Annotated in this window: 18 protein-coding genes; 12 read left to right on the top strand and 6 right to left on the bottom strand. The window is 60.6% G+C overall.

What is annotated here, in order from left to right; genetic code table 11:
- Nucleotides 1-1,768: aldehyde ferredoxin oxidoreductase family protein (locus tag NUW23_04600; GenBank protein MCR4425455.1), on the top strand; the 1,768-nt coding region annotated here is incomplete at its 5' end.
- 188 nt (nt 1,769-1,956) lie between these two features.
- On the opposite strand, the gene NUW23_04605 is transcribed toward NUW23_04600, so the two are convergent.
- The 3 genes from NUW23_04605 to NUW23_04615 all read right to left on the bottom strand — a co-directional run bounded on the left by NUW23_04605 (nt 1,957) and on the right by NUW23_04615 (nt 5,761).
- Nucleotides 1,957-3,087, bottom strand: coding sequence for a sugar ABC transporter substrate-binding protein (locus NUW23_04605; GenBank protein MCR4425456.1), 1,131 nt, complete (start codon nt 3,085-3,087; stop codon nt 1,957-1,959).
- A gap of 176 nt (nt 3,088-3,263) precedes the next feature.
- Nucleotides 3,264-4,262: an ABC transporter permease gene (locus NUW23_04610; protein ID MCR4425457.1), complete on the bottom strand. Its 999-nt coding sequence runs from the start codon at nt 4,260-4,262 to the stop codon at nt 3,264-3,266.
- Nucleotides 4,263-4,264: 2 nt separating this feature from the next.
- Complete coding sequence (locus NUW23_04615) at nt 4,265-5,761, bottom strand: sugar ABC transporter ATP-binding protein (protein ID MCR4425458.1); 1,497 nt, start codon at nt 5,759-5,761, stop codon at nt 4,265-4,267.
- Nucleotides 5,762-6,211: 450 nt separating this feature from the next.
- Between NUW23_04615 and NUW23_04620 the strand changes: the two genes are divergently transcribed.
- The 7 genes from NUW23_04620 (at nt 6,212) to NUW23_04650 (ending at nt 14,570) form a co-directional block, all read left to right on the top strand.
- Nucleotides 6,212-8,041, top strand: coding sequence for a sigma 54-interacting transcriptional regulator (locus tag NUW23_04620; GenBank protein ID MCR4425459.1), 1,830 nt, complete (start codon nt 6,212-6,214; stop codon nt 8,039-8,041).
- A 187-nt stretch (nt 8,042-8,228) separates the two neighbouring features.
- On the top strand, nt 8,229-9,614 hold the full coding sequence (locus NUW23_04625; GenBank protein MCR4425460.1) for an L-serine ammonia-lyase, iron-sulfur-dependent, subunit alpha: 1,386 nt from the start codon (nt 8,229-8,231) through the stop codon (nt 9,612-9,614).
- A 52-nt stretch (nt 9,615-9,666) separates the two neighbouring features.
- Entirely contained in the window at nt 9,667-10,644 is a 978-nt protein-coding gene (locus tag NUW23_04630) for a TAXI family TRAP transporter solute-binding subunit (protein MCR4425461.1), read from the top strand.
- Between the two features lie 100 nt (nt 10,645-10,744).
- Nucleotides 10,745-12,616: a TRAP transporter permease gene (locus NUW23_04635; protein ID MCR4425462.1), complete on the top strand. Its 1,872-nt coding sequence runs from the start codon at nt 10,745-10,747 to the stop codon at nt 12,614-12,616.
- A 12-nt stretch (nt 12,617-12,628) separates the two neighbouring features.
- Complete coding sequence (gene dapA / locus NUW23_04640) at nt 12,629-13,558, top strand: 4-hydroxy-tetrahydrodipicolinate synthase (GenBank protein ID MCR4425463.1); 930 nt, start codon at nt 12,629-12,631, stop codon at nt 13,556-13,558.
- Nucleotides 13,559-13,578: 20 nt separating this feature from the next.
- Nucleotides 13,579-13,965 carry a DNA-binding protein gene (locus NUW23_04645; GenBank protein ID MCR4425464.1) on the top strand — a complete coding sequence of 129 codons (387 nt, stop codon included), beginning with the start codon at nt 13,579-13,581 and terminating at the stop codon, nt 13,963-13,965.
- Nucleotides 13,966-14,129: 164 nt separating this feature from the next.
- On the top strand, nt 14,130-14,570 hold the full coding sequence (locus tag NUW23_04650; GenBank protein ID MCR4425465.1) for an OsmC family protein: 441 nt from the start codon (nt 14,130-14,132) through the stop codon (nt 14,568-14,570).
- On the opposite strand, the gene NUW23_04655 is transcribed toward NUW23_04650, so the two are convergent.
- The 3 genes from NUW23_04655 to NUW23_04665 form a co-directional block, all read right to left on the bottom strand.
- Nucleotides 14,463-15,356 carry a CPBP family intramembrane metalloprotease gene (locus tag NUW23_04655; GenBank protein ID MCR4425466.1) on the bottom strand — a complete coding sequence of 298 codons (894 nt, stop codon included), beginning with the start codon at nt 15,354-15,356 and terminating at the stop codon, nt 14,463-14,465. The two genes, NUW23_04650 and NUW23_04655, sit on opposite strands and share 108 nt — an antisense overlap.
- Nucleotides 15,357-15,692: 336 nt before the next feature.
- The gene (locus NUW23_04660; protein ID MCR4425467.1) at nt 15,693-16,151 is read right to left on the bottom strand and encodes a hypothetical protein; all 459 of its coding nucleotides are present in this window, start codon (nt 16,149-16,151) and stop codon (nt 15,693-15,695) included.
- A 50-nt stretch (nt 16,152-16,201) separates the two neighbouring features.
- Nucleotides 16,202-17,233, bottom strand: a complete 1,032-nt coding sequence (locus tag NUW23_04665; GenBank protein ID MCR4425468.1) for a hypothetical protein — start codon at nt 17,231-17,233, stop codon at nt 16,202-16,204.
- A 186-nt stretch (nt 17,234-17,419) separates the two neighbouring features.
- Here NUW23_04665 and NUW23_04670 point away from each other — a divergent pair, with 186 nt between their 5' ends.
- The 4 genes from NUW23_04670 to NUW23_04685 all read left to right on the top strand — a co-directional run bounded on the left by NUW23_04670 (nt 17,420) and on the right by NUW23_04685 (nt 21,380).
- Nucleotides 17,420-17,902 carry a 4Fe-4S dicluster domain-containing protein gene (locus tag NUW23_04670; protein ID MCR4425469.1) on the top strand — a complete coding sequence of 161 codons (483 nt, stop codon included), beginning with the start codon at nt 17,420-17,422 and terminating at the stop codon, nt 17,900-17,902.
- Between the two features lie 8 nt (nt 17,903-17,910).
- The gene (locus tag NUW23_04675) at nt 17,911-19,710 is read left to right on the top strand and encodes an aldehyde ferredoxin oxidoreductase family protein (GenBank protein ID MCR4425470.1); all 1,800 of its coding nucleotides are present in this window, start codon (nt 17,911-17,913) and stop codon (nt 19,708-19,710) included.
- 104 nt (nt 19,711-19,814) lie between these two features.
- Nucleotides 19,815-20,093 carry a MoaD family protein gene (locus NUW23_04680; GenBank protein MCR4425471.1) on the top strand — a complete coding sequence of 93 codons (279 nt, stop codon included), beginning with the start codon at nt 19,815-19,817 and terminating at the stop codon, nt 20,091-20,093.
- A 33-nt stretch (nt 20,094-20,126) separates the two neighbouring features.
- The gene (locus NUW23_04685; protein MCR4425472.1) at nt 20,127-21,380 is read left to right on the top strand and encodes an FAD-dependent oxidoreductase; all 1,254 of its coding nucleotides are present in this window, start codon (nt 20,127-20,129) and stop codon (nt 21,378-21,380) included.
- Nucleotides 21,381-21,550: the final 170 nt, after the last annotated feature.

A 21,550-nucleotide genomic window follows, 5' to 3' on the forward strand; every position in this document is an offset into this window, starting at 1 on the left:
GGCGAGTGAAGAGCCGATAGCTCCTGAGGTGTTAAGGAAGTACCTGGGGGCACGGGGAGTCGCAGCGTGGTACTACCGGCGGGAAATCGGCCCGGATGTAGATCCGGTTTCGCCTGAGAACAGGATCATCTTCATGACAGGACCTCTGACGGGTACTCCACTCCCGTCCACCACCAAGTTCGGCCTTGCCACGAAGTCACCTGAGACCGGTGGATATCTCTGTTCTAACTCTAGCGGGTTCGCGGGACCCTACCTCAAGTGTGCGGGATTCGACGGGCTCGTGGTCATGGGAAGAGCCCCCGAGCCGGTCTACATACTGATCGACGATGGCGAGGCGCGGGTGGAAGACGCGGGCGAGCTGTGGGATCTCAAGACGGCCGAGACGGAGCAGGCCCTGAAGAAGAGGCACGGCCCCGCCAGAGTGGGAGTGGCTTCCATAGGGCCCGCAGCTGTCTCCGGGGCCGCGATAGCTTGCGTGATGGTGGATGGGAGGAGCTTCGGCCGGGGCGGAGCAGGAGCTGTCATGGCATCTAAGAACCTGAAAGCCGTTGTTGTCAGAGGGACAGGTGAGGTGCCGCTCGCCTTGCCACAGGAAGTTCGTGAACTGGGACTCACAGCAGCCCGGGCGGCGCGCGAAGGGAAACAGGCACATACGTCCTTCGGCACGGCCCAGTATACTGATGTCATGAATGAACTGGGTTGCTACCCAACGCGAAATTTCACCACTGCTGTTTTCGAGGGCATCGACACCGTAAAGGCAACCTACATGGTTGACCACTACAAGACCGGGAATCGCGCATGTTACCGGTGCCCTGTTGCATGCGCGCAGGTCTGTGAAGTAAAGGATGGGCCGTTCAAGGGCGCGGTCAGCGACCCCGAGTACGAGACCATAGGCGCCTTCGGCGGGCAGTGCGGCATCAGCGATTTCGGAGCCATAGTGGCAGCGAACCAGTTCTGTGACGAGTACGGGCTGGACACGATGTCCTCAGGGACCATAATTGCGTACGCCATGGAGTGCTACGAAAGAGGGCTCTTCGCCACTGAACAGACCGGAGGGGTAGATCTGCGCTTCGGCAATGCCGGAGCGATGCTGGAGGTCCTAAGACAGATGGGTGAAGGCAAGGGCCTGGGCAGGGATCTAGCTTCCGGGTTCAGGGCGCTCGCCGTACGATACCCCGAGACTGTGCCATATATGATGCACGCCAAGTGGATGCCTTTCGCCGCTTACGAGCCCAGGGGTTTCCACGGAATCGGCCTGGGTTTCGGCACGTCAGTGAGGGGTGCCTGCCACAACGTCGGAGGGTGGACCATTCGCGATGAACTCCTGACCGGGCAGTATGATAGGTTCGCCGTGGTCGGGAAGGGGGAGTTGGTCAAGAAGACCCAAGATGTCAGGGGGTACGTGGATTCCCTCGGCCTGTGCACAGTGGTTCGAAGCAGCCTAGGGTTCACGGACAACCCCGAAGGAAAGGCGCTCGAGTACGTTACAGGTGTGGACTTCACGCGGGAACTCATGGAGATAGGCGAGCGAGTGATCTGCCTCGAACGCACCATCCTCGTGAGAGAGGGAAGAACCAGGGCTGACGACATGCTGCCTGATCGGATCATGACTGAACCTCTTCCCGAGGGGATGGCAAGAGGTCGCGTGCTCACACCCGAAATGTACAATACGATGCTCGACGAATACTACACCCTGCGCGGCTGGGACCCGAACGGCGTTCCCAACCCCGAACGGCTTCGAGAGCTTGGAATCGACCCTGAGGGGTAGGCTCCGACCGGTCCGGTCCGGAGGAAGGGGGAGCCGGAGGCCCCCGCTCAGTCCGGGATGAGCGAAGCCCTCGGCGTCGCCTGCTGCTGCTGGCGAATCCGAGGGCTTCTGGGTCTGTCGGATCTACGCTCTGTATCAGGTCTCCACTATGCCGCCCGATAGGATGACCTCCTCTTGCTGTGCGACTGCTACTTGGCAGCTGCCTTGATGGCTTCCCAGTCTATCGGTTCAAGTTTGGGCACCGGGTAGAAGTCGTCGGCATTGGCCTGGTACTCGATCCTCGGCCTTATGTCGAAGATCTTCGGCACTTCAAGGCCCATGGCCAGCATTACGGCGAACTTCGTACCGTACCAACCCCACTCTGGGAAGCCGTGCCAGGTCTCGGCGATGAGACGGCCTTCCCTGATCCGGTCGACCGACTCCGGCGTGCCATCGTTGGTGAACACCTTCACATCCTTTGCTCTGCCTGCCGCTTCGGCTGCAAGCATGGCACCCAGCCCCATCTCGTTGGAGGCTGCCCATATGAAGTCCAGGGTCCCCGGACGATTCGCCGCGAGGAAGTCCTCAGCGGCCTTTATGCCCTTTTCGCGGTTCCAGTCCGCGGGCAGGGTCCCGGCAATCGTGACCCCGGGGAACTGGCTGATGACGCCGTGGAAGCCTTTGAGCCGGGCCGTGGAGAAGAACCCACCGGCAACCCCCTCAATTATGGCGCCTCGAGCCCTGACTCGGGCTCTCTCTTCGGGGGTGACTGTGTTGTAGAGATCCTCCCACCACTTGAGATCGAGATATGTCCCGGGTTTGACATCCACCTTCCTACCGGTACCCATTACACCGGGACCGCCGAAGTAGTCAACCACTGCATACGCCGAGATTGTGCCGGCGACAGTGTTGTCGAACCCGATGTAGCTTGCGACGTCAATGCCCTGAATCGGTTCGAGAAGGTTGACTATGATCACCGGGATTCCGGCAGCGTTGGCCTTCCTCACGGCGGGCTTGATGACTTCGACCTCGATGGGGGATATGGCGATAACGTTGACCTTCCTCTGGATGAAGTCCTCGATGATGGCTACCTGGTCGGCGAAAGCCACGTGAGACGCGGGGGATTGCGTGATGATCTGCACATCTATCCCGTGTGCCTTTGCGTCAGCCGCGGCCTTCTCGAAGTAGTTGGTAGCTGTCTTGAACACTCCGGTAATGTCGGGCGGGGTCCATCCCACGATTATCCTCCTGGGAACCGCAGTGGCGCCGAACGCCGAGACGGCCAGCAACAGCACCAGACATGCGCACATCACTAGGATCGTGCGCCGGGCGATCTTCATTCTGACTCTACCTCCCTCAAGCAAACTGAATACTGAGTGACGGTTCGGCTTTCTGCCACAAGCACCCACTTGTACAGGCCCAGCTGTCTCTCATCACCTCCCCCGCGATGAACTCGATTCAACCCAACTCAGCTTCGATGGTCCGCCACACCCGTACAGTGCAAAGCCTGGGTTTCTCAGCTCTTTTCCGACACCCTTCTGCGCCACTGGTCGAAGACGACCACTGAGATGATGACGGCGCCCATGATGACCCGCTGCCAGAAGGCCGAGACATTAAGGAGGTTCAAGCCGTTCGCCAGCACTCCCATGATCACGGCGCCGATGACAGTGCCTATGACGCCCCCGTCCCCTCCGAACAGGTTGGCCCCACCGATCACCACTGCTGCGATCGCCTGCATCTCCGCACCCTCACCCATGAGTGCGTTGGCAGAGTTGAGGCGGCCTGTCAGCACCAGGCCAGCCACAGCTACCAACCCTCCAGTTATGGTGTACACCGCGATCTTGTAGCGCTCGACGGGGATGCCTGACACCCTTGCGGCCTCCTTGTTGCCTCCTATGGCATAGAGACCCCGCCCCAGGCTCGTGTGGCCGAGAATCACCCATCCGAATACCACCGCCGCCGTGGCCACTAGCACTGCAGTGGGCACGCCGAGGACCTCGCCGCTTCCGAGCCAGATCAACTGAGAGGGAAGGTACGACTTCAGTGTCGTGGCCGTGAGGTGAGATGGGACTGGCAAGCCTCCACTGACTATTAGGGCGACACCTCTGGCGGTGGACAGCATTCCCAAGGTGGCTATGAAATCGGGTATTCTACCTTTCGTAATCACGACACCATTGACGAACCCGGTGAACATCCCAACCGCCAGGCCTATCAGCACCCCAACTGCCATGGGCAGCCCCCAGTAGGTCATCGCCACGGCAGCAACCGTGCCTGAGAGGGCGAGGGTCGCCCCCACTGAAAGGTCAATACCTCCTGATATGATCACCATGGTCATGCCCGCGCCTATGATGGTATTGATGGAGATCTGCCTCCCCACGTTGATCATGTTGCCCGTCGTGAGGAAGTGGGGAGTTGCCAGTGACAGGTAGCCCGCTAGCAAGAGAAGGGCGATGACAGGTCCGCCCTTGAGCAAGACGCCCAGTCTGGAACCACGCGCTGGCTGGCCTAGCTTCACCGTTACTTGCCCCCTATACCGCCCGCACTCTTAAGGAGCTCTTCCTGGGAGACGTCCCCATTGTGGTATTCCGCGACTATTCGTCCGCGCGACATGACGAGGATGCGATCGGACATTCCAATGATCTCGGGCATTTCCGACGAGATCATCACGATTCCCGCCCCCTGTTGGGTGAGGTTCCGCATGAGTTGAAAGACTTCGGCTTTGGCGCCGACATCTATACCTCTTGTAGGTTCGTGGAACACCAGGATACTGGAGTTCCCGCACAGCCACTTGGCAAGAACCACCTTCTGTTGGTTGCCGCCGCTCAGGCGCTGTACTCTCTGCTCAAGACTGGGCGTGGCGATCGAAAGTTCCCGGACATATCGTGCGGCCAGGTCAGTTTCTTTCCTGTGACTCAGGAAGAAAGACCGGCAAATCCGCCCCAAGCTTGCCAGAGTTACGTTGGACGCCACGCCCATGGAAGGGACTAGACCGTCCCTCCTATCCTCAGTGAGATACCCAATACCCAGGGCGATGGCTTTGCGAGGAGACCTGACGTTCACGCGGATGCCGTTCACGAGCATCTCGCCTGCGGTAACTCTCTCCAGGCCGAACAACGCTCTTGCCAAGTGGGAGCGCCCGGAACCCATCAGCCCGAAGATCCCCACGATTTCTGCCTTATGTACATCGAAGCTGACATCCCGGATGTAGCGGCCGACGGTGAGATTGTGCACCGACAGCGCAGGGCTTCCCGGCTTTGCCCGGGCCACTGGGAACTGGTCGCGTAACTCCCGCCCGACCATGGCGCGAGCGAGGAAAGCCTCGTCGACCTGGGACAGGGAGAACACGCCAACGTTCTTGCCGTCTCGAAGGACGGTGGCCCGTCCGGCGATCTCAACGACCTCCGCCAGCCTGTGGGAAATGTAGATGACTGACACACCATGCTCCTGCAGCCTGCGTATGATCGCGAACAATCGGTCGCGCTCAGTGTCGGTCAGGGCCGAGGTGGGCTCGTCGAGAACGAGGATTCGGATGTTCTGAGATATGGTCTTGGCGATCTCGATGAGCTGTCGCTCCGCCATTCCGAGAGAGCCCGTCCTGACTGTTGGGTCGAGATCGAGGCCGAGGGTTTCAAGCATCCTCCAGGCTTCTGTGCGCATGCGCACCCAGTCTACGAGGCCGTTTCGTTTTCTTGGCAGCCGGCCCAGGAAGATGTTCTCGGCCACACTCAGGCTGGGAATCAGGCTGAGCTCCTGGTATACCATACCAATCCCGAGCTCGCGGGCGTGAAACGGGCTTTCGATGGTGACATCCTTTCCATCCAGAAGAATCCTGCCGCTGTCCTTCGGAAGCGAACCGCTCAGGATCTTCATCAAGGTGGACTTGCCCGCCCCGTTCTCTCCCAGAAGGGCGTGAACCTCACCGCTTACGAGCCCAAAATCGACGTGATCGAGAGCGCGAACGCCCGGGAAAGCCTTGTTGATCGCTTTCATCTGGAGCAAGGGCGCAGAGCTCATAGCGCACCTCCGAAGCAGAGGATCAGAGGCAGCACGTTTCCTTACGGGTATGTCGACCCATGTTTCACATCAGTTTCGCCTAGTTTTGATGTCAAGTGTTTCTACATTCCATGCGTGAATTCCTCCTAGGATAGAAGGAAACGGGCAATGTGGTAAACCCGCGTCATAGGCGCAGATATGGATGTCACTGATGCCGGCATGGGTCACATGGGCCCGGCCAACACCTGGAATCAAACAAAACATGTCGAAATCGAGAATCCCCCTCACAGGGCTGTACACATGCCGGGAGTCCTCAAGCCCAATAACCGAAGCAATCCCCCAGGATCCGGAGGAATACGAGGACCCCGCGGTTGGGAAAGGCATGCCTTTCCCGGTAAATCGCGTCCATATGAAGGAACCCTCGCACTCCTGAAGAATCTCAAGGAAGCAGGCTTAGGAGTGGTGGCAGAGATGTCAGAAAACCCTCGAACGTTCCGGCGGGACGCGGACGTTGCCGGGCCTCTCCCGGGACGTGATCTTGTGCATCTCAAAGCCTCGATACAGCAGATTGTGGACGCTGTAGCCGCCGCGCTCAGCGTCGATGTGACTGTGGCCGATGCGCGCCTGGTCAGGGTGGCGGGCACCGGTCCGTTCTCGGACTCACTCGGCAAGCAGACCCCGGTGGGGTCCGCATTCGAACGAGCGCTCTCAAGTGGGGAGACCCTTGTAGTCGAGAACCCGACTGGGCAGGGAATCTGCACGTCCTGCGAGAGTAGGCAAGATTGCCGGGAGACTTTCGAGATGTGCACACCGATCAGGCTTGGTGGCTCAAGCATCGGCATACTCGCCATAGCTGCGTTCACCCCGGAACAGCGGGAAAGACTCCGTGAGCGACAGTCGTCCTACGTCGCCTTCCTCGAGAAGATGTCCGACCTGATATCAAGCAAAGCCGCTGAACAGGCACTGTATGAGAGCCTGGAAGCCAGAACAAGGGAGCTTGAGGCGGTCATCGACAACATCCAGCAGGGAGTGATATGTGTCGACCGGGAGTGCCGGATCCGGCACATAAACGAGAGAGCAGTGGCGCTCCTGCGTCTCGGGAGAGGGCTCGATCTCCGAGGCGCTCCTCTCGAATCCGTCTGGCCCGGCTCGCTGCTTGCCCGCGTGATGCAGGAAGGAAGGGACTGCCTGGATTCCGAGGAGGTGTACAAGTCTCCTTCAGGGAGGCTCACTCGGTTCCTGGCGTCTGTGAAAACAGTGAAACTCGACGGGCAGATGCTTGGCGGAGTATGTACTTTCAGCGATCTCGAGAGCGTACACAAGTATGCGTTTCGCGCAATCGAGAGAGGCACTAGCTTCTCCTTCGATGACATCATCGGTGAGAGCGCTGCTCTCGTCGAGGTGAAGGAGAGAGCGAGGGAAGCGGCGAGGTACGATTCCAACATCCTTCTCATAGGTGAGACAGGCACCGGGAAGGAGTTGTTCGCCCGGGCGATCCACAATGAGAGCCCTCGCCGGGATTTCCCGTTCGTCGGCCTGAACTGCGCCGCAATCCCCGAGTCTCTCCTGGAGAGTGAACTTTTCGGGTACGAGGCCGGGGCGTTCACAGGCGCCGCGAGGAACGGGAAGCCTGGGAAGTTCGAGTTGGCGAACCATGGCACGTTGTTCCTGGACGAGATCGGGGACATGCCCCTATTCCTCCAGGCAAAGCTCCTGCGTGCCATCCAGAACATGGAGATCACACGCGTGGGCGGCCTGTACCCGCGGCGCGTGGACGCCCGCCTCATCTCGGCCACCAACCATGATCTCGAGGAACACGTCAAGTTGAACCGGTTCCGCAGCGACCTTTACTACCGGCTCAATGTGGTCCCCATCCGTCTCCCCGCGTTGCGCGAAAGGCCAGAGGACATCCCGGGGCTTGTGTCGCACTTCACGGCCCATTACGCGGAGGTGTGCAACAAACACATTTCTGGTGTGGTTGACGATGCGATGAGGCTTCTGTTGGGCTACTCCTGGCCCGGCAACGTTCGCGAACTTGAGAATGTGATCGAGTATGCGGTGAACTTCGCGAAAGGCGACAGGATTGAGGTGCGGGACATAAGGCCAAGGTTGCCTGAAGGACCTGAAGGAACGAGGACCTCAGTCGCCAGGGACTTAAAGAGCCTGGTGCGAGAGTACACGCGAAGGTTGGTCTTAGAGCGGCTTGCGCTCAACGGGGATGACGCCGACGGCAAAGAGAAGACCGCGGCGGAGCTTGGCATCAGCCGGGCTACCCTCTACCGCATTCTTTCTCAAAACTGATACCGGAATCGCAAGACTGAGACGAAATCCGCGTCGCTCCACGCGGACTCGGCGCAGCACTGCCCTTGAACGACGTGACAACATCCAGGCAGACCAGGGTTGGATTGAGTGTGTCCGGCACATTCGGACAGGTGGCACGGTCCTTGCGTTGTGCCTTTGGAAAACCGGACAAGCAAGGAATGGTCGCATGGACGTTGCGCGGATACTGGATACCCTGAAAACGGAGTTCATACCCGCCGTGGGGTGCACGGAACCTGTCGCGATCGCGCTTGCGTGCGCCGTGGCGTACAACGCGATCGGAGGCGACCTCCACGAACTCCACCTGGAGTTGAGCCCAAACATGTTCAAGAATGCCCGGGCCGTGGGCATCCCGGGCATTCAGCACGCGGGAATCGACACCGCAGCTCTCCTGGGCGTTGTGCTGGACAACCCACGGGCCGGGCTGGAGGTGTTCTCGGCAGTGTCGCCCCGCCACGTGAGCCTGGTGCAAGCTCTCAAGAAGCGGTGCACACCACGTATCGAGGTGAAAGACGACACACCTTCGGTTTATGTCCGTGCACGCGTTGTAACCGACCGGGGCACGGCTGCCGCGGCCACGGTTCACAGGCACACCGACGCTCGCCTTGTGGAGGTCAACGGGCACGCCGTAGACACATGGCCAAGTGGTGGAACCCGCCAAGAGCCGTGCTCCTTCTCCCATGCGCAGTCACATTCTCCCGCGCTCAGGACCCTCGGCTCTCTACCTGAGATAGCGTCCGCGATCCTCAGCGCCCCCGCAAGCGACTTGGATTTCCTCTGCGAGAGAGCGGAAGTCAACCTGGACATGGCTGAGGCAGGCTTGACGATGGATGGAGGGCTCGGGATAGGGAGAATCGGTGCAGCAGGTCTGAGAGGGTGTGCGTGTGATGCAGGGAGAGAGCAGACTGCCGGTTCCGGGGTCAACGTTGGATGGGACCTTGCCTTGTATGCCGCGGCCGCATGTGACGCACGGATGGCTGGTGTGCAGAAGCCGGTAGTCACGTGCGCCGGAAGCGGAAACCTCGGGATCTCGGCCACGGTCCCTGTCTTGCTCGGGGCGAGAAGAGCCTCTGCAACGCGGGAGAAGCTCGCTCGTGCCCTGGCCTTGAGTCTCGCAACCACTATCTACGTAAAGGAGTACTTCGGTCGTCTGTCCCCGGTGTGCGGGTGTGCAGTGGCGGCTGGAGCAGGCACTGCGGCGGGCCTCGTGCACCTGTGGGGAGGTTGGGCTGGGCAGTCCATGGGCGCTGTCACCAACGTCCTTGCGACACTGGCGGGGATGTTGTGCGATGGTGGCAAGGTTGGGTGCGCGCTCAAAGTATGGACCAGCGTCACCACTGCATCCCAGGCAGCCCTATTGGCACTCGCGGGCTGTGAAGTACCAGAGGGTAACGGAATCGTGGGCGCACACCTCGACGAGACCTTGAGCAACTTGGCCCGGGTCACCTCAGAAGGGATGCGGACAGCAGACCGGGTGATGGTGGGGATCCTCGCAGGCGGGCCAGATGGGCGCCTGGAGCCAGAAGAGAACGAGGCAGGTCCGGCGACAGCGTAGACAGGAGACCTGGAACCAAACGACTACTACCATACCATGAGGAGGACGGAGAATGACACGAAGGATCATCGCGGTTGTGGCAAGTTGCATGCTTCTGTTTGCAGCCATGGTCGCGCCGGCGGCGGCGAGTGTGAAGTTCATCACTGTCTCCACCGGCCCGGTCGGCGGTGAGTGGTACATCATGGGAGGCATACTTGCCGAGCTCATCAAGGACGTTCTACCCGGTGTGAAGATCACCGCGACTACAGGCGGTTCGGTTGCCAACCTGACCACAGTTGCGAGAGGCAAGTCCGATATCGCCACTACCCAGGACCAACTGCTGTTCGAGGCACGCCAGGGCAAGGGCCAGTTTGCGGACCAGGGGTCCCACGCGAACGTCATGGGACTCGCCTACCTTGCTGACATCTACATGAGTGTCTTCCTCGTTCGCGAGGACATGGCGGTCTCCTCCATCGACGACATTAGAGACAAGAAGATCCCAATCAAGATCTTGACTGCCCCCACCGGGTCGTCACCGTCGGCGGCAGCCGAGCGTATGCTCGCTGAATACGGGATCACCCCCGAGACCCTGAAGTCGTGGGGCGGCAACATCAACTACGTCTCCTACGCCGAGGCGAGCTCTCTCATTCGCGACGGCCACGCCGATGCCTATTGCGGCCCGATCATGCCGGCAATCGTGGAGCTGACCGTCTCTCGCAGGATGAAGATGCTCCCGGTCAAGGCATCCGTGCTCGACGCAGTGAGCGAGAAGTACAAGTACGGGCGCGCCGTCATCCCGAAGGACGCTTACTACTTCGTCAAACAGGACACTCCCGTGATGGCCGAGTCCCCCATTCTCATCGTCCGGGAAGAGCTCCCTGAGGACGTGGTGTATGCGATTACCAAGGCTATCTGCACCAACCCGGGGCGGATCCGCGAGTCAGGCCAGACCTACGCCCGGTTCGCACCCGAGAATGCCCCGCGCATCGCAGGCGGACCGATCCACCCTGGAGCACTTCGCTACTACCGTGAGCAGGGGTGGGTCAAGTAGAACACCGTGCCGGGCCCTCGATGGCCCAGGCTCAGGCGGCGGGGAGGATACCGCTCCTTCCCGTCGTCTTTCCCCGACCATTGATTGGAGGAGAGACTAAGTGAGAGAGGACAACAGGACTCTACGTTGGATAATCGCGGTCCTGGCGGTGTCCCTGGCAGTTTTCCATCTATACACCGCCGCTTTCGGGACGTACACAGTGCAGTTACAGCGGACCCTGCATTTCGCGTTCGCTGGGGTCCTGGGGTTTCTCCTCTACCCAGCCCGCAAGGACAGGAAGACTGGTTGGTTCGATCTGATCCTGGCCTGCACTGCGGCCTTCTGCTACGGCTACCTGGTCACACAGTACCAGGAGATGGCCGTGAGGCAGACATTCGTAACGCATCTGTCCACGCTCGATCTCGTTGTGGGTGGTTTGGCGATCGTGTTGCTCCTGGAGCTGACCAGGCGGGCGGTAGGATGGGTGCTGGCGGCCGTGGCCTTAGCGGCGCTGGTGTATTCGCTGTTTGGGCCGTATTTCCCCGACATCCTCGCCCATCGTGGGTTTTCCCTCGTGGATGTCATCGACTACCAGATCTTCGGACTCGATGGGGTGTTCTCCATCCCGATGGGAATCTCTGCAACCTACATCGTGTTGTTCATCCTGCTCGGGACCTTTATGGAGTTCTGCGGGGCGGGGGATGTCATCATGGACATCGGCAAGCTCGTGGCGGGCAGATTCAGAGGTGGGCCTGCCAAAGTTGCGTGCATCTCCTCCGGGCTGTTCGGGTCGATCTCGGGCAGCGCTGCCGCGAACGTCTACGCAACCGGCACGTTCAGCATCCCCATGATGAAGAAGATCGGTTACAAGGGGCCGTTCGCCGGCGCCGTCGAAGCGGTGGCCTCCACAGGCGGGCAGATCATGCCGCCGGTGATGGGAGCGGCCGCGTTCCTCATGGCGGAACTACTTGGGATTCCATATATTCAAGTGTGCAAGGCCTCCCTTATCCCCGCTCTCATCTACTTCACATCTCTCTTCTTCGTCCTGGACTTCGAAGCGGCGAAGGCGGGCATAAAGGGTCTGGATAGAGATCAGATCCCCCGAGCGCGAGAGGTGCTGCCCAGACTCTATCTCCTGGCGCCCCTGGTGATACTGGTGATCGTGCTCATCCAGGGGTACACCCCGTTCCGTGCGGCTTTCTTGGCCACTCTGGCCATCATCGCGCTCAGTTTCGTCAGAAAGGACACCAGGTTCACCCTGAAGACGTTCGTCCAGGCGCTCGTCGTGTCCGCGCGGCGGACCACGATGATTGCGGTGGCGTGCGGCGCGGCAGGTATCGTCATCGGAGCGATCACTCTCACCGGGGCAGGACTCTCGCTCTCTAGCATAATCATCCACCTGTCAGGCGGCAACATGATTATGGCTCTGCTCCTCATCATGGTTTCATCGATCATCATGGGGATGGGGACGCCCACCACCGTGGCCTACGTGGTCGTGGCCACACTCGCGGTCCCGGTCATGAAGGACCTCGGGTATCCAGCGCTGGCGTCACACCTCTTCGTCTTCTACTTCGCGGTCCTCTCAATGATCACCCCACCTGTAGCTCTCGCCGCGTATGCTGCTGCCGAGATTGCCAAGGAGGACTCGATGAAGATAGGGCTGACCGCGATGAAGATTGGCGGGATTGTCTTCACCGTACCGTTCGTATTCCTGCTTGACCCGGCTCTCCTGATGCAGGGCTCATGGCTTGTGATCGGCGGAAGGACCATCGCTGCCCTCGTGGCGATCCTGGCGTTCGCAGGGGCGGCAACTGGCTGGTTCGTCAAGCGTCTTGGGTTCTTTGAAAGGCTCGTATTCCTCTTGGCATTTGCCCTCATCATAGTCCCGGAGTCCCAGACAACCTTGTTGGGAATAGGCATTGTGGTCCTGATGGGCTTTTTGGCATCCCGTTCCCGGGGCCGCGCGACCGGCCCGGCCCGGGCGACTCACTAGGAGGTTAATATCATGACAACATGTGCCGACAAGCTAGTAAGACCGGTAGGATCCTGGGTTGCGCTGATAACCCCGTTTACCGCCGGTGACAAGGTCGACATCAAGGGCTTCGCGCAGCTAGTGGATTTCCAGGCGGCGAACGGGTCCGACGGCGTGATCTTCATGGGCTCCACCGGGGAGTCGACTTCCCTTTCCATGGCCGAGAAGAGAGAAATCATAGAGGCCATGGCCGAGTACTGCCGTGGGAAGATTCCGGCTCTCTTTGGTGTGACCTGCCCAACGACCCGGGACACCGTCGAGCTCGCCCAGTTCGCCGAAGCGCAGGGCGCGGATGGCATCATGCTCGTAGTCCCGCCTTACATCGCTCCTCCCCAGGAATCCGTATATGAGTTCTTTGCGACCGTGGCAAAGTCTGTTTCCATCGCCGTGGCACTCTACAACAACCCGAGCAGGGTCATAGTAAACATCGACTCTGACACTGTGCTCAGGCTCGCCGAGATCCCGAACGTGGTGGCGGACAAGGAGGCCATGCCGAACGTCAGCCAGCTTGCGGACGTCATGCATGGTGCTGCGGGGAAGATCAACGTACTCTGCTGCGACTTCCCGAAATACTCCCTGATCCTTCCGACCCTCGCCCTCGGAGGACACGGTACCGCAAACGTCGCGGGGAACATCATTCCGAAAGAGATGGCCGAGATGTCGAGGCCCTGGACATCCTGGGAGGATGTCGAGCGCACTCGCGCGCTCTACGCTGAGTACAGTCCGATCTTGAAGGCTGTCTACTCCGTAACCAATCCGGTCGCGGTGAAAGCCGCCGTGGAACTCCTTGGACTGCCCGCCGGTAAGCCGAGGCCTCCGCTCCCCACTATGCAGGGTGAGAAGCTCGAGGCCATGAAGCAGCTGGTCGAGAGGTTCAAGCTCCGTGAGAAGTACAACCTGTAGCGCAACTGGGAGGAGAGTAAATGCCCACGTGTAGAGAACTCAACGGGTGTGTTCCGTGCGTATTGAGCCTTGGGCCTGGTGCTGATCTCTTTGCTGAGCTTCGGAGTTTCATGGCAGAAGGCAGATGGACCGAGGCGATAGTCCTTGGGGCGGCAGGGTCCTTCGACCTTGCCCAGGTGTGCTATCCCCGAGATGCCACTCTTCCCCCGGTCGTCGAGAGGATAACACTTGAGGGAGTGTTCGAGATCTCATCCCTCTCGGGAAATGTTGTGGTCCGTGAGGGTCAAGCCCACGTCCACCTTCACGGTTCCTTTGCCGAGCAGGGGCAGAAGGTGTACGGCGGCGCCTTGGGGGACGGAACCCGGGTGTTCAAAATGGCGGACCTGTTTCTCTTGTCCAAGAGATAGACGGTAGGGAGATTGCCGGGATCAGCGGCGGGTCCGCGGTGCGGCGCGCGCATAGCCGCCCGGGAGATCCACAATACTTACGATGGGACACGCGTGGCGGGCGAAATGCAAGCCGATTCACCCCCGAACGCGCGGATAGAACCATGGAAGGCTGGTGCCGGCAGTTGGCCAATGTTACTTTCTCCGCCAAGGTGCGGTGGTCAGGCAAAGGGCTCTATTGTGAGGGAGATGCCAGGGGCTTCAAGGTGGCGTTGGATGAGCCCAAGGATCTAGGCGGGGACGACCGGGCGATGAATCCTGTGGAGCTGCTCCTTTGTTCTCTCGGGGGGTGCATGTCCATATGCGCAGCGGCGTTCGCGCCCGCGTGCGGGGTTGAGCTCCGCGGATTCGAAGTCGAGCTCGAGGGGGATCTCGACCCCGATGGGTTTCTTGGCAAGAACCCGGATGTGCGCACGGGGTACCAGGACATACGCTACAAAATGGTCATCGACTCCCCGTCACCGTCTGAGAACATCCACAGACTCGTCGAGATGATAGAAGAACGGTGCCCTGTATCGGACACCTTGTGTGGAGTGAAGGTCCGAAGGCAAGCAGTGAAGCACTGACGCCTTATGGTTGACTCTCCTTGAGCTTTCGTTGTCGCTTTGATGGGCGCCTTGCCAGCGGGGGGCCAGAGACGCTGGCCCCCAGATGGCAGTGACAACCATCGCGGCGATGACGGTCCACATGGCGGCGTAGTACTCTGCGCGATCCAACAAGTTGAGGAACTCCCCGGTGAAGTTGACAATGAAGTGCACAAGCACGGCAGACAAGGTACTGCGATCGGTGTTGTTGTAGATCCAAGTCATGAGGATCGAAAGAGCGACAACTGAGAGGGAACCGAGCCAGAAGCGGAGCGTCCCGAAGCCGACCTCGGAGTGCTGATAGGTGCCTGCGATGAAGTAGAGAGGCAGGTGCCAGAGCCACCACAGCACCCCAAGAATGAGGCTTGCCGACAGGGCGCTCCGCTTCGCTTGCAGGCGATCGAGGGCGTATCCACGCCAACCGAGCTCCTCAGGGATCGGACCGAAGAACAGAGTAAACACCGCGAAAGACAGGAGCCTCGAGGGACTGGCCAGAAGACCCGCAGCCGTCTCGAACGATGGCCAGGCGCCTCCGCCGAGCGTGTCCGTCAGGGCGGCTAGGCCGCTCAGAAGCGGGAACACCAGCAAAACCACCCCGTACCACCCTGCACCGATTCGCCTGAAGTCAGTCAGCCGCCGGAAGTAGTCGCGTCGGCCTTCTGAATCCTGCAGGAGACGGGTCAGGACGATAGGGATCAACATGGGGCCAAAGACCACACCGAGCGCGTGCAGAAGCCACACAGGAAATTCGCTGTACGCCTGGCCCAACGCCGCGGCAGGAATCCAAAACGCCCAGGTCAGGCCGAAGGTTACAAGGAAGTAGAACCATGCGCTCGACCATTTCGACTGAGAGACGTGCGGTTTTGCATTCGTCAGGTTGATCCTCTAGGCCATCGCGAAGAGCAATAGCGTTGCGTACGTGCCGGGTTTTCCGACAGCCCGGGCTAGTGCAACAACATTATTATACACCAGATCAACGGTGATTCCGAGGTTGGTTTCCGGGCCTGCGGTGCACGGAAGCGGGAGAGGAGCGGAGACCTTGAGGCAGGTCCCCACCCCTCTGACATCGACTGAGCCCTTCGGGAGCCGCTGCGTTTCAGCGGTTCAGCGTATGCTGAGTGAAGGAGGCTCCTCAAACAGCTTGAGCGCCACCACGATGAGCGGGCGCATCATCACCATGTTCTCAGCGTTCCGAGCCGAAAACTCAACGGTCCCTACTACGCCCTTCAGGTACTTCTTGAAGCCTGGCATCAAGTCGAGATTGCCGGACACGCTCACCGTCACTGTTTGGCTGCCGGGCCGGTCGAACCTGAAACTGGATGGGTGCACGTCGATCCAGGAATCCTTGTTCACCACACTGACGGTGACCGACCCCTGAGTACTGGTGACGGCAGCTTTGGCGGCCTTGCCGGCTCCTTCGAAGTTCTCACCTATCACCACTACTTGCGGCTTTATGGAGATGAATGGGACTGGTGACGCCTGGGTCTGGCCGAACCCGGAGAGGGATACCAGGGCAAGCGCGCATGCGAGCGGGGCTAGCGCCAAGAGCCTGTGTGAACGCATCTTCTCTGCCTCCTTTCAAGTGTCCTCGGAATCAGTCACATGCTCCGCGATCATGGGTCGAGCTGTATGACTGCCAACCCGAGCGGGTACCCCACTATGTAGGCACGCGAGGATGCGGCCTGCGAACCTTCACCGGCCTCCGGGGCCTGCTCTGCGGTCTCCCTGACTGCGTCGGCAACGGCGACCGCGAGGACTTCACCTTCGATTTCCACTGACGCCACAACGGTGGGGCTGTCAGGAACCGACACATCGACAACCTGCAGCCCGCCCGCTCGACACGGAACGTAGGCCAAGCCGTCTTTCACTACTGATACATAGGCTATGTCGGGCATCGTCACCGACCCAACCTCCCGGGGATTGCTTGGGTCCGCAATGTCGGCGACGATCAGCCCCCCGCACCATGACAGGTAGACAAGCCCGGGTCCTGGAAACACCCCCAGAGCATGGTCTACGGTGGGCATTGCCCCCAGGGCCACGGGTGCCGACGGCTCGGATGCATCAAGTGTCTGCAACCCCTCTTCCATCGCCGCGACAAACAGATTGCCGCCCGCCGTGCACACTCCTACCGCTTGCCCGGGCACGCTCACCTCTCCGACGAGAATCGGGTCGAGGGGGTTCGACACATCCACAACACTGAGCCCTTGGACGCCGCACGCAACATAGGCAAAGGGTCCGTTTAGCCAGACGCGCTTGGCCATTCCATTCGTGCCCACTGTGGCCACGAGGGAGGGCGCGGCTGGGTCCGATACGTCCACGACTCGAAATCCGAAGTCGTCGGCCATGAACACGAATCCGCCGTCCGCTGTCACTGAATTCACGGCCGAGCCGAACTCGAGCAGTCCGAGGAGGCGGAGGTTAGCAGGATCCGACACGTCCGCCACGGCCAGGGCGCCGTCTGCGCCCCCGATGCCCACGTAGGCGAGGCCATCTCTGACGAAGACGTCGTTTGGATAACCGGGGAGAGAGAGTACGCCGATGATCTGGGCCTCATCTGCCGCCGCTGCGATGCCTGATAGCCACACCCCTGCCGGGACCAGTGTCGCCAGGCCGGCGACGACGGCCACGACAGCGCCACGTCTCAATGGGATCACCCTTTCACAAGATGATTGTCTTTGGATGCGCAACGCTCGGTCACAATCAATTAGACGGTGGAGGGGGAGATATATGACACAGAGCGCGTTGGAAAGGCGGCTTCCATGGCAGGAATCTCCTGACACTTTGTAGAATGACTGAATTGTGTACAACTGCCAGGAAAGGGGGATGGTGCATTGGAGAGAGTCCTTCTGGTCGATCCGGACAAATGCACTGCGTGTCGTATCTGCGAGCTGGCATGCTCAGCTAAGCACACAGGGGCGTTCAATCCGGCGAAGTCCCGTATCACAGTGGAGACCTTCCTTGAGGACAACTTCTTCTTCCCATTAGTGTGTCAGCATTGTGAGAATGCCCCGTGCATCGAAGTATGCCCCACGGGGAGTCTGACTCGGAACCCCGATACCCAGGCTGTTGTTGTCGACGAATCCAAGTGCATAGGTTGCAGGATGTGTCAGATCGCGTGCCCGTTCGGGGCTGTGGGCTATTCCGCATCGGAGCGGAAGATAGTCAAATGCGACCTCTGCGGCGGAGAACCGGAGTGCGTTACGTTCTGCCCCTGGCAGGCAATAACCCTGATCGAGGCGGACGACGCCGTTCTCGCGAAGAGGCGCGCGTTCGGTGCCCGCCTCAAAGAAGCCATGAAGGAGGTGAAGGTGTGATGTCCCCGATGTTCGGTTGGATGGGCAAGATCCTCCGGGTCAACCTGACGGAAGGCACGATTGCGGTAGAAGACCTCAGCCCAGAACTTGCGCGCAATTACATCGGCGCGCGAGGGCTCGGCACGAAGATCCTCTACGACGAGTCGCCCGCGTCAGTCGACCCCCTCGGCCCCGAGAACAAGCTCATATTCGCCGCCGGTCCGCTCACTGGGACCTACGCGACCTGCGGAGGCAGGTACAATGTGGTGACCCGGGCGCCGCTCACGGGCTTCATCGCAGCCTCCAACTCCGGAGGATATTGGCCTGCGGAGCTCAAGTTCGCAGGGTTCGACGCAATCATCGTCGAAGGCAAGGCTCCACAACCTGTGTATCTCTGGATCAAGAACGGCCGGGCCGAACTTCGCCCAGCCGAGAGCGTCTGGGGCAAGGACACGGCTGAGACCACTGACATGATAGTCTCCGAAACCGACCCTGATGCCAAGGTCGCCTGCATAGGGCCTGCCGGGGAGAGACTCGTGCTCTTCGCGTGCGTGGTCAACGACAAGGGCCGAGCCGCTGGGCGATCCGGGGTAGGGGCGGTGATGGGGTCTAAGAACCTTAAAGCCATCGCGGTCAGGGGCACCCGGGACGTCCGTGTCGCGGACCCGGAGAGATTCCGCAAGGCCGTCCTGGACTCGCTTGCGAAGATCAAGGCTCATCCGGTGACCAGCGGCGGGCTTCCCACCTACGGAACGGCTGTGCTCGTCAACGTCATAAACCAACACGGCGCCTTCCCCACTCGGAACTTCCAGCAAGGGGTGTTCGAAGGGGCCGAAAAGATATCAGGCGAGACTCTCGCAGAGACTCTCCTTGTCAGGAAACGCGCCTGTTTTGGCTGCCCTATAGCGTGCGGACGGCCAAGCGTGGTGCCTGGCGGCAAGTATAAGGGCGCAGGTGAGGGGCCGGAATACGAGACAGCCTGGGCGTTGGGCGCCGCCTGCGGAGTCGACAACCTCGAAGCAGTGACCAAGGCCAACTACATCTGCAACGAACTCGGGCTCGACCCGATCACAATGGGCTCGACCATCGCGTGCGCCATGGAGCTCTTCGAGCGCGGCTACCTTTCGCAGGAGACGGCCGGGATGCCCATACGGTTCGGAGACGCCGACGCAATGGTGGGACTGACCCGGATGACCGGCTACCGTGAAGGCATAGGCGATCTCCTGGCTTCTGGATCGTTCAGGCTGGCGTCGGAGTTCGGCCATCCCGAGCTGTCCATGTCCGCCAAGAAACAGGAGTACCCAGCCTACGACCCGAGAGGCGCAAAGGGAGTTGGACTCAACTACGCCACTTCCAACCGGGGCGGGTGTCATGTCCGAGGCTACACAATCTCCCCGGAAATCCTAGGCGTTCCCGAGAAGATAGACCCGCTCACTGAGGAGGGTAAGCCCGCATGGGTCAAGGCGTTCCAGGACGTGACCGCTCTTGTGGATTCGGCCGGCATATGCCTGTTCACTACGTTTGCCCTGGGCGCGCCCGACGTAGCTTCGATGCTCGAATCCGCGACGGGCGTCCCGTTCTCCACAGAGGACGCCGTGAATGCGGGGGAGCGAATCTGGAACCTCGAGCGGCTCTACAACATCAGGGAAGGGCTTACCAGAGAAGAAGACACTTTGGCCTCTCGTCTTCTGTCTGAGCCCATGCCCGAAGGCCCCGCCAAAGGGCAGGTTGTGGCGTTGGACGGGATGCTCTCAGAATACTACCGGCTGCGCGGATGGGACCCGGAAGGCAGACCGACCCCGGAGACCCTCGCGAGGCTAGGATTGTAGCACGCCAAGACTATCGCTGGCCGGCGGGGGGCGGGCGATTCGCCCCCCGCCGCAATGCCGATCTTTCTCATGCAGACGTTTGCGAAAGGGGTGGCGTTGGGCCTGTGCGCGTCAAGTTCTTCTTCTTTGTGAGACGGGCCGCGGGGACAGACGCCATCGACGTGCCGGCGAGCACGGCGCCTGACGTACAGAGCCTCATGCACATGCTTGTCCAGAAGTATGGGCCAGCCATGAGAGATGAGGTCATGGACGAGCGAGGGGCGGTGCGAAGGGATTTGAACATCCTCGTAAACGGGAGAAACATCGAGTTCTTGGACGGCGTTCAGACCAGGCTTGTGGACACGGACGTCGTGAGCGTCCTGTCGCCGGTAGCCGGGGGCTGACCTGTGGGAGAGCCCTCGTAGGAGGCGCAAGTCATGAGGTATGTGATTCTCGGAAACGGCCCGGCGGGCGTGAGCGCGTTCATCGCAGCCAGGGAGGCAGATCCCCACGGCGAGATCACGATCGTTTCGCCCGAGCGGCACAGGTACTACTCCAAGATCCTGCTCAGCTATTGGATCGGAGGCAAGGTCCCGGAAGAACGACTCTTCCTCGCGGACGAGGATTTCTACGTACGGCGCAGGGCGAATACGCTCCTCGGAGTGGGAGCTGTGAGTATCGACTGCCCGGCCTGCGAGGTCGTGCTGGCCGATGGACGCCGAATTCCTTACGATCGCCTGCTTCTCGCCATGGGAAGTTCCCCAGATATGCCCGATATCCCAGGGGCGGATCTCGCTGGCGTACACTGCCTGCGCACGCTGGACGACGCCAAGGCTATCGCGGACAGCGCGCGGGCGGGCGGACGCGCTATCGTGATTGGCGGGGGTCTTGTGGGACTGAAGACCGCTGAGGCCTTTTTGGCGCTTGGGCGCGATGTCGCCCTCGTGGTTTCGTCAAAGAGAATGCTTTCCCAGATAACCTCGGATGCCGATTCCGAGGCGACCCTCGCGATCCTGGACCGCCCGAAAGTTCGCGTGCTCCTGGGATGCGATGTACTGGAGATCGGTGGGCGCGGCCGAGCGGAGTGGGCAAAGCTGAGCACAGGCGAGACTCTTGAATGCGGGGTTGTTGTAGCGGCGAAGGGTGTGAGCCCTAATACGTCGATGGCGGCAGACGCCGGCATCCGCGTCAATCGCGGAGTCCTCGTCAACGACAGAATGGAAACTAGCGTCCCTGGGGTATTCGCCGCCGGAGACTTGACTGAGGCCTACGATATTTCGAGAGGCAAGCCTTATGTAAACGGTCTGTGGTCGAAGGCGGTCACCCAGGGGCGAATTGCCGGATACAACATGGCAGGGCGAGAAGTGCACTCGCCCGGGTACGTCGCATGGAACTCCGTGACCTTCGACGGCGAATGCCTGGCTTCAATCGGCAGGCCCAGAGAAGAGCCTGGCGATGAGGTCCTCACATTCAGGGACCCAGCTGGAGGCTACCGTCGGCTCGTGTTGAGAGACGGCAGGCTCGTCGGCGCGGTGCTGATGGGGGCACCGGTCCGAACCGGAGGAGTGCTATTGAGCTTGGTCCAGAGGATGGTGAACGCGGAGGAGGTGGAAGGGGTTTTCAGCGGCGCTCCGGTGACCTTCGGCAGGCTTGCGCGCAGCGCGTCTCGCTTGGGCCGGCCGGTTAAATAGGCCACCGCCCGGCTGCCCATGCGAAGCCGCAGCCGACAGCGCGCCAGATGAAGGCCCCCACACCCAGACCACCCAGTATGCCTGTGACGAGACGCCGTCAGCTACCCCACGGCTGAAGCCGGGGGCTTGCGGTAAGCAAGCCTGGAGCTGACCAGCCTCAGCTCATCGGC

The sequence above is a fragment of the Bacillota bacterium genome, from assembly GCA_024655925.1.
Taxonomy (GTDB): domain Bacteria; phylum Bacillota; class DTU025; order DTU025; family JANLFS01; genus JANLFS01.

Coding starts and splice junctions, on each gene's coding strand:
- NUW23_04605 (MCR4425456.1), bottom strand. CDS start 3,087: ATGAAGATCGCCCGGCGCACGATCCTAGTGATGTGCGCATGTCTGGTG.
- NUW23_04630 (MCR4425461.1), top strand. CDS start 9,667: ATGACACGAAGGATCATCGCGGTTGTGGCAAGTTGCATGCTTCTGTTT.
- NUW23_04675 (MCR4425470.1), top strand. CDS start 17,911: ATGTTCGGTTGGATGGGCAAGATCCTCCGGGTCAACCTGACGGAAGGC.
- NUW23_04615 (MCR4425458.1), bottom strand. CDS start 5,761: ATGAGCTCTGCGCCCTTGCTCCAGATGAAAGCGATCAACAAGGCTTTC.
- NUW23_04625 (MCR4425460.1), top strand. CDS start 8,229: ATGGACGTTGCGCGGATACTGGATACCCTGAAAACGGAGTTCATACCC.
- NUW23_04620 (MCR4425459.1), top strand. CDS start 6,212: ATGTCAGAAAACCCTCGAACGTTCCGGCGGGACGCGGACGTTGCCGGG.
- NUW23_04645 (MCR4425464.1), top strand. CDS start 13,579: ATGCCCACGTGTAGAGAACTCAACGGGTGTGTTCCGTGCGTATTGAGC.
- NUW23_04685 (MCR4425472.1), top strand. CDS start 20,127: ATGAGGTATGTGATTCTCGGAAACGGCCCGGCGGGCGTGAGCGCGTTC.
- NUW23_04660 (MCR4425467.1), bottom strand. CDS start 16,151: ATGCGTTCACACAGGCTCTTGGCGCTAGCCCCGCTCGCATGCGCGCTT.
- dapA (MCR4425463.1), top strand. CDS start 12,629: ATGACAACATGTGCCGACAAGCTAGTAAGACCGGTAGGATCCTGGGTT.